Here is a 5,997-nt window from a genome sequence, read left to right on the forward strand (position 1 = left end):
GGCCGCCGCCTGCAGCGGGGCCTGATCGACCGTGCTGTGGATCAGAAACATGGCCGCAACGGTGGGATCGCCATTTCAGTATGGGCAGTTGCGAAGATCGGAGCTAGCTGCTGCCAGATCCGCCCATGCCCCTCACCGCCCTGGTGCGCCAGCTGCAGCAGGCAGCCCTCACCGGCGAGGTGCTGGCACGGCTGGCGCGGCCTGAGCGATTGAGGCTGGCCGGGGGCGGTCGGGCCGCCCGGGCCCTGATCAGCAGCGCCATGGCCCGCGCCACGGGGGCGCCGCTGCTGGTGATCGTGCCGACCCTGGAGGAGGCGGGCCGCTGGGCGGCGCTGCTGGAGCTGATGGGTTGGTCCAGCTGCCAGCTCTACCCCACCAGCGAGGCCAGCCCCTACGAGCCCTTTGATCCCACCAGCGAGATCACCTGGGGCCAGCTGCAGGTGCTCAGCGAGCTGGTCGATAGGCCAGCAGGAGGCCTCGCCATCGTCGCCACCGAGCGGGCCCTGCAGCCCCACCTGCCCCCGCCCCAGGCCCTGCGGGCCCAATGCCTGAGTTTGCGCAAGGGCGAAACCATCAGCCTCGAGCAGCTGGGTGAAACCCTGAGCCGCCTTGGTTACGAGCGGGTGCCCACGATCGAGCAGGAGGGCAGCTGGAGTCGCCGCGGCGACATCGTCGATGTCTTCCCGGTGAGCAGCGAACTCCCCGTGAGGCTGGAGTTTTTTGGCGAGGAGCTCGACAAGCTGCGGGAATTTGACCCCGCATCCCAACGCTCCCTCGATCCCATCGAGGTGGTGCGCCTGACCCCCAGCGGCTACGGCCCCCTGGTTGCCGACGCGCTGCGCCAGACGATGCCTGATGGGCTGGAGCTGCTGCTCAAGCCGGAGGCCCTCGACCAGCTGCTGGAGGGCGGCACCCCCGAGGGGATGCGGCGGCTGATGGGCCTGGCCTGGGACGAGCCGGCCTCCCTGCTCGATTACCTCGGCGCCGACACCCTGGTGGCTGTCGATGGCAGGAGCCAGTGTCTCTCCCATGCCCAGCAGTGGTTTGACCACGCCGCCGGACACCACGCTGAGGTCTGCGGCGAGCTGGGGGGTGCGCTGCCAGGGGTGCTGCATCGGGAGCCAGCCGGCGCCCTCCAACAGGCTGAAGCCTTCAGGGGCTTTGATCTGGCCGAGCTGCTGGAAACGGACAGCCACCCCAACAGCTTTGATCTGGCCGCCCGCTCGGTGCCTGCCTACCCGAACGCCTTTGGCAAGTTGGCCGCCCTGGTGAAGGGCTTTGTGGCTGAGAAGGCCACGGTGTGGCTGATCTCTGCCCAGCCCTCTCGAGCGGTGGCCCTGCTGGAGGAGCACGACTGCATCACCCGCTTTGTGCCCAATCCCGCCGACTTCCCAGCCATCGATCGACTGGTGGAGCAGGCCACACCGGTGGCCCTGAAAAACCGAAGCACCGCCGAACTGGAGGGGCTCCAGCTGCCGGCCTGGAAGTTGGTGCTGATTACCGATCGGGAATTTTTCGGCCAGCATGCCCTCGCCGCCAGCGGCTATGTGCGCCGCCGCCGCAAGGCAGCCAGCCGCACGGTCGACCCGGGCAAGATGCAACCGGGAGATTTCGTGGTGCACCGCAACCACGGCATCGGCAAGTTTCTCAAGCTCGAAAAACTGGCGATCGGCGACGAATCGCGGGATTACCTGGTGGTGCAATACGCCGACGGACTGCTGCGGGTGGCTGCCGACCAGTTGGGCAGCCTGGGCCGCTACCGCGCCAGCACCGACGCCCCGCCTGAGCTCAACCGCATGGGCGGTACGGCCTGGGCCAAAGCCAAGGAACGGGCCATCAAGGCCGTGCGCAAAGTGGCGGTGGATCTGGTGAAGCTCTATGCCGAGCGACACCAGGCGCCGGGCTTCGCCTACCCGGCCGATGGCCCCTGGCAGCAGGAGCTGGAGGATTCCTTCCCCTATGACCCCACCCCAGACCAGACCAAGGCCATTGCCGATGTGAAGCGCGACATGGAACAACCCCAGCCCATGGATCGGCTGGTGTGTGGCGATGTGGGCTTCGGCAAAACGGAGGTGGCGATCCGGGCGATTTTCAAGGCGGTGACGGCGGGCAAGCAGGTGGCCATGCTGGCCCCCACCACGGTTTTGGCCCAACAGCACTGGCGCACCCTGAGCGAACGCTTTGCGCCCTATCCCCTCAAAGTGAGCCTGCTCAACCGCTTCCGCACCGCAAGCGAGCGCAAGACCATCCTCGAAGGGCTCAGCAAAGGCAATGTGGACGTGGTGGTGGGCACCCACCAGCTGCTCTCCAAGGGCACGGGTTTCAAGCAGCTGGGCCTGCTGGTGGTGGATGAGGAGCAGCGCTTCGGCGTCAACCAGAAGGAAAAGATCAAGGCCCTGCGCAAGGACGTGGACGTGCTGACCCTGTCGGCAACGCCGATTCCGCGCACGCTTTACATGAGCCTTTCGGGGGTGCGGGAGATGAGCCTGATCACCACGCCGCCACCGCTGCGCCGCCCGATAAAAACCCACCTGGCCGCCCTCGATGAGGAGGCAGTGCGCAGCGCCATCCGGCAAGAGCTGGACCGGGGCGGGCAGATTTTTTACGTGGTGCCCAGGGTGGAGGGGATCGAGGAGGTGGCTGGCCAGCTGCGGGTCATGGTTCCGGGCCTGCGGCTACTGGTGGCCCACGGCCAGATGGCAGAAGGGGAACTGGAGAGCGCCATGGTGGCCTTCAATGCCGGCGAGGCCGACCTGATGCTCTGCACCACGATTGTGGAGAGCGGCCTCGACATCCCACGGGTGAACACGATTCTGATCGAGGACGCCCACAAATTTGGCCTGGCCCAGCTTTACCAGCTGCGGGGCCGGGTGGGCCGCAGTGGTATCCAGGCCCATGCCTGGCTGTTCTATCCGGGCGATGCCTCCCTGAGTGAGGCGGCACGGCAACGGCTGCGGGCAATCCAGGAGTTTGCCCAGCTGGGCAGTGGCTACCAGCTGGCCATGCGCGACATGGAGATCCGCGGCGTGGGCAACCTGCTGGGGGTGGAGCAGAGCGGCCAGATGGAGGCGATCGGCTTTGACCTCTACATGGAGATGCTGCAGGAATGCCTCGCTGAGATCCAGGGCCAGGACATCCCCAAGGTGGAGGACACCCAGATCGATCTGCCGATCACTGCCTTCATCCCCGGCGACTGGATCACCGAGAACGACGAGAAGATGGCTGCCTACCGGGCCGCTGCCGACTGCAGTGGCGCTGCCGCCCTGGTTGAGCTGGCAGCTGGCTGGGTGGACCGCTACGGACCCATCCCGGCGCCGGTGCAATCGCTGCTGCAGCTGATGGAGCTGAAGCTGGTGGCCAGGCGCTGCGGCTTCTCGCGGATCAAGCCGGAGAAGCCCAACATCTGCCTGGAAACGCCCATGGAGGAGCCCGCCTTCCGCCTGCTGCGCCAGGGGCTGCCCCAGCATCTCCACGGCCGCCTGGTATTTCAGGCCAGCAGTGGCAGCACTGCCAAGGTGCTGGCCCGGGGCCTGGGGGTGCTGCCCGCCGAGAAGCAGCTGGAGGAGCTGATGGGCTGGCTGAACCAGATGGCAGCCCAGCTCCCCGGAGCCGATGGTCTCAGCGAAGCCCAGCGCAGCGAGCAGCAGGCGGCCCAGAACGAGGCGGTCTTAGCGGTGTGAGAGCTGTCGGCGCGAGAGGGTAGTCAATCTGGCGGAAATCCCAGCGGAAATCTCAGCCGCGAAAACTGGCGCCCGGCCTCGATGGCCAGTCGCTCGATTGCAACGGCTGAATCCAACCAACCCCCACGCTCTTGAAACAGCAGAAAGGCTCGGGTGGTGACCTTGAGACAACCGGGCGGCAGCAAAAACGTGGCGCGAGCGATCTTGTGGTCTTCGAAGAGAAACACGCCCCGCCTGGGAGGGTCTTCCATCGCTAGACCCTGCATCGTTTCCTGAATCGCCATCTCACCCACGTTGCGTTGGCGACGCCCTGCCGCCCTGCGGCACACCTCCGTTGACCACACAGGAATGCACTGATCCTTCACCCAGGCTCCGATCTGCTGGCTTGTGGGCGTTTGGCTGCGGGTGAGCTCCTCCAGCACCATGTCCACCATTGCCACAGGCCAGCCCGGCTTCAGCAACAGATCCAGGCCATCGGCATAAGCCAGGGTGATCCAGGGCCCGGCATCAGGAATCAGAACAGGGGCGTCCCCCATCAGACCAGCTGCTGTAGGTCGCTGACCATGGCATCGGTGGCCTGATCGGCGAGGCGCGGCAACGGCAAGTGGGCCTGGGCCATCAACAGGAACAGGGCTTCCTCGTGTTCGAGATGGAGCTGCTCCATCACTTCGAGGTCGCTTATGCGGCCGAGGGCAAACCCCAGCAGCAACGCGGCATTGCGGTTGCCATGCCGCTCGGCCAGCTCGCAGGTTTCCACCAGATTTGGAACGCTGGCCATCGAACCTGCAGCACCGGTTTCAGTGTGTCAAAGATTTCAGTGGCAAGCCAAGGTACTCAGCAACCGCTGGCATTGGCCCGGGGGAAGGGGGTCTTGAAGGATGGGCCCCACCTGCATGCCCAGCTTCCGCAAAAATCCGTTACATTAATGAGAAGTTGTGTGAAGAGGACCCATGGGCGAAGTTATCAACGCATCCTCGGGCTTCGCTGGTGGACTGGGTGGTGGTTTCAGCCTGGCATCAGGGGTGGTGAGCCTGCTGGCCCTAGGCGTATACGCCCTGCTGCAGGGCGACACGGGCAACAACAACGACGATGATGATTCCAGTCCCGGCGGCGGTCTGATGCAGCCGGTGGCCTGAGCAGACCAGCCTCACTGGCCAGCATTATTGGCTGCCCTGTTGCTCTAGATAGGCCCGCGGCACCAGCACCAGAAACAGCCACCACCACACCAATACCGCCGCTGCCACAGGGGCGGTGACCCACCAGCGCTGGAGCACGAACCAGCTAGCAGTTGGCAGGGCCATGCCGGTCAGCAGGATGGACCAGGGCTGGCACCACCAGGGCTTTTCATTCCAGATCGAGGGTTGGGAGCTCAAGGCTTAGCGCTCGAACCCAGGGCCGCTGGCAGGTTGGCACTGCCTGGCTTGAATGCCTGGGAGGGGCCGCTGGCGCTGCGCAGTCGCTTGACCAGGGTGTTCTCTGCCACCCGGTATTGGCTGTCCTTCTTGGTGCCCAGGTCTTCAAGCTTGAGCTTTTGGGCCTCCAGCTCGCTCATCTTGGCCTGCACATCGGGATCAATCCCGTGCTTGTGGATGTCCCGACCACTGGGGGTGAGGTATTTGGCGATGGTCACGGTCATGCCGGAGCCATCGGAGAGACCCCGCACCGACTGCACCAGACCTTTACCAAAGGTCTTCTGACCCACCAGGACGGCCCGCTGATTGTCCTGAAGGGCACCGGAGAGAATTTCACTGGCACTGGCGGAGCCTTCATTGACAAGCACCACCAGGGGCTTGGCCGTAAGGGCACGACCATTGGCCCGCTTCACGTCCTGGATGCCGTCACGAGTCTTGGTGGAGACGATCGTGCCCTCATTGAGCCACTGGCGGGCGATCTCCACGCTGGCCATCAGCAGGCCGCCGGGGTTGCTGCGCAGATCCAACACATAGCCCTGGGCCCCCTTCTCCTCCAGATCCTTTACCGCCAGGCGCATGTCCTTGGTGGCGGTGGCATTGAACTGGCGCAGGCGGATGTAGCCCACCTTGACGCCATCTGGGCTGGTATTGATCTGATGATCTACCGCGTGGAGCTCGATGCGTTCCCGGGTGAGGGGCACCTGCAGGCTCTGACCCTTGCGCTGCAGGGTGAGGGTTACGGAGGTACCAGCCTGGCCGCGGATCAACTTGACCGCATCTTCGGTACTCATGCCCTTGGTGCTCTTGCCATCAATCGCCGTGATCACATCCTTGGGCTGCACGCCGGCCCGAGAAGCAGGTGAACCATCAATGGGGGAAACCACCACAAGGTTCTTGGTTTCCTT

Annotated in this window: 6 protein-coding genes; 2 read left to right on the forward strand and 4 right to left on the reverse strand. The window is 64.9% G+C overall.

The window, feature by feature from the left end:
- Window positions 1–125 precede the first annotated feature (125 nt).
- Window positions 126–3,680 carry a transcription-repair coupling factor gene (gene mfd, locus KBZ15_RS16510; RefSeq protein ID WP_255016291.1) on the forward strand — a complete coding sequence of 1,185 codons (3,555 nt, stop codon included), beginning with the start codon at window positions 126–128 and terminating at the stop codon, window positions 3,678–3,680.
- A gap of 23 nt (window positions 3,681–3,703) precedes the next feature.
- Here the strand turns inward: mfd and KBZ15_RS16515 are convergent, their stop codons facing one another.
- Together KBZ15_RS16515 and KBZ15_RS16520 are read right to left on the reverse strand one after the other, a co-directional pair.
- Window positions 3,704–4,216 carry a hypothetical protein gene (locus KBZ15_RS16515; protein ID WP_255016292.1) on the reverse strand — a complete coding sequence of 171 codons (513 nt, stop codon included), beginning with the start codon at window positions 4,214–4,216 and terminating at the stop codon, window positions 3,704–3,706.
- On the reverse strand, window positions 4,216–4,458 hold the full coding sequence (locus KBZ15_RS16520) for a hypothetical protein (RefSeq protein ID WP_255016293.1): 243 nt from the start codon (window positions 4,456–4,458) through the stop codon (window positions 4,216–4,218). The genes KBZ15_RS16515 and KBZ15_RS16520 overlap by 1 nt, the downstream gene beginning before the upstream one ends.
- Window positions 4,459–4,630: 172 nt before the next feature.
- On the opposite strand from KBZ15_RS16520, the gene KBZ15_RS16525 reads away from it, so the two are divergent.
- Entirely contained in the window at window positions 4,631–4,816 is a 186-nt protein-coding gene (locus KBZ15_RS16525) for a hypothetical protein (protein ID WP_255016294.1), read from the forward strand.
- A gap of 24 nt (window positions 4,817–4,840) precedes the next feature.
- Here KBZ15_RS16525 and KBZ15_RS16530 read toward each other — a convergent pair whose 3' ends face one another.
- Both KBZ15_RS16530 and KBZ15_RS16535 read right to left on the reverse strand, forming a co-directional pair.
- Window positions 4,841–5,053 (reverse strand): DUF6737 family protein, encoded by a 213-nt coding sequence (locus KBZ15_RS16530; protein WP_255016295.1) that lies wholly within the window; start codon window positions 5,051–5,053, stop codon window positions 4,841–4,843.
- Window positions 5,050–5,997: S41 family peptidase (locus KBZ15_RS16535; RefSeq protein ID WP_255016296.1), on the reverse strand; the 948-nt coding region annotated here is incomplete at its 5' end. The genes KBZ15_RS16535 and KBZ15_RS16530, both read right to left, overlap by 4 nt.

The organism is Cyanobium sp. BA20m-p-22, from assembly GCF_024346275.1.
Lineage (GTDB): Bacteria > Cyanobacteriota > Cyanobacteriia > PCC-6307 > Cyanobiaceae > Cyanobium_A.

Bases quoted from the DNA above. Each gene is read 5' to 3' on its own strand.
- mfd (WP_255016291.1), top strand. From the start codon at position 126: ATGCCCCTCACCGCCCTGGTGCGCCAGCTGCAGCAGGCAGCCCTCACC.
- KBZ15_RS16520 (WP_255016293.1), bottom strand. From the start codon at position 4,458: ATGGCCAGCGTTCCAAATCTGGTGGAAACCTGCGAGCTGGCCGAGCGG.
- KBZ15_RS16515 (WP_255016292.1), bottom strand. From the start codon at position 4,216: ATGGGGGACGCCCCTGTTCTGATTCCTGATGCCGGGCCCTGGATCACC.
- KBZ15_RS16525 (WP_255016294.1), top strand. From the start codon at position 4,631: ATGGGCGAAGTTATCAACGCATCCTCGGGCTTCGCTGGTGGACTGGGT.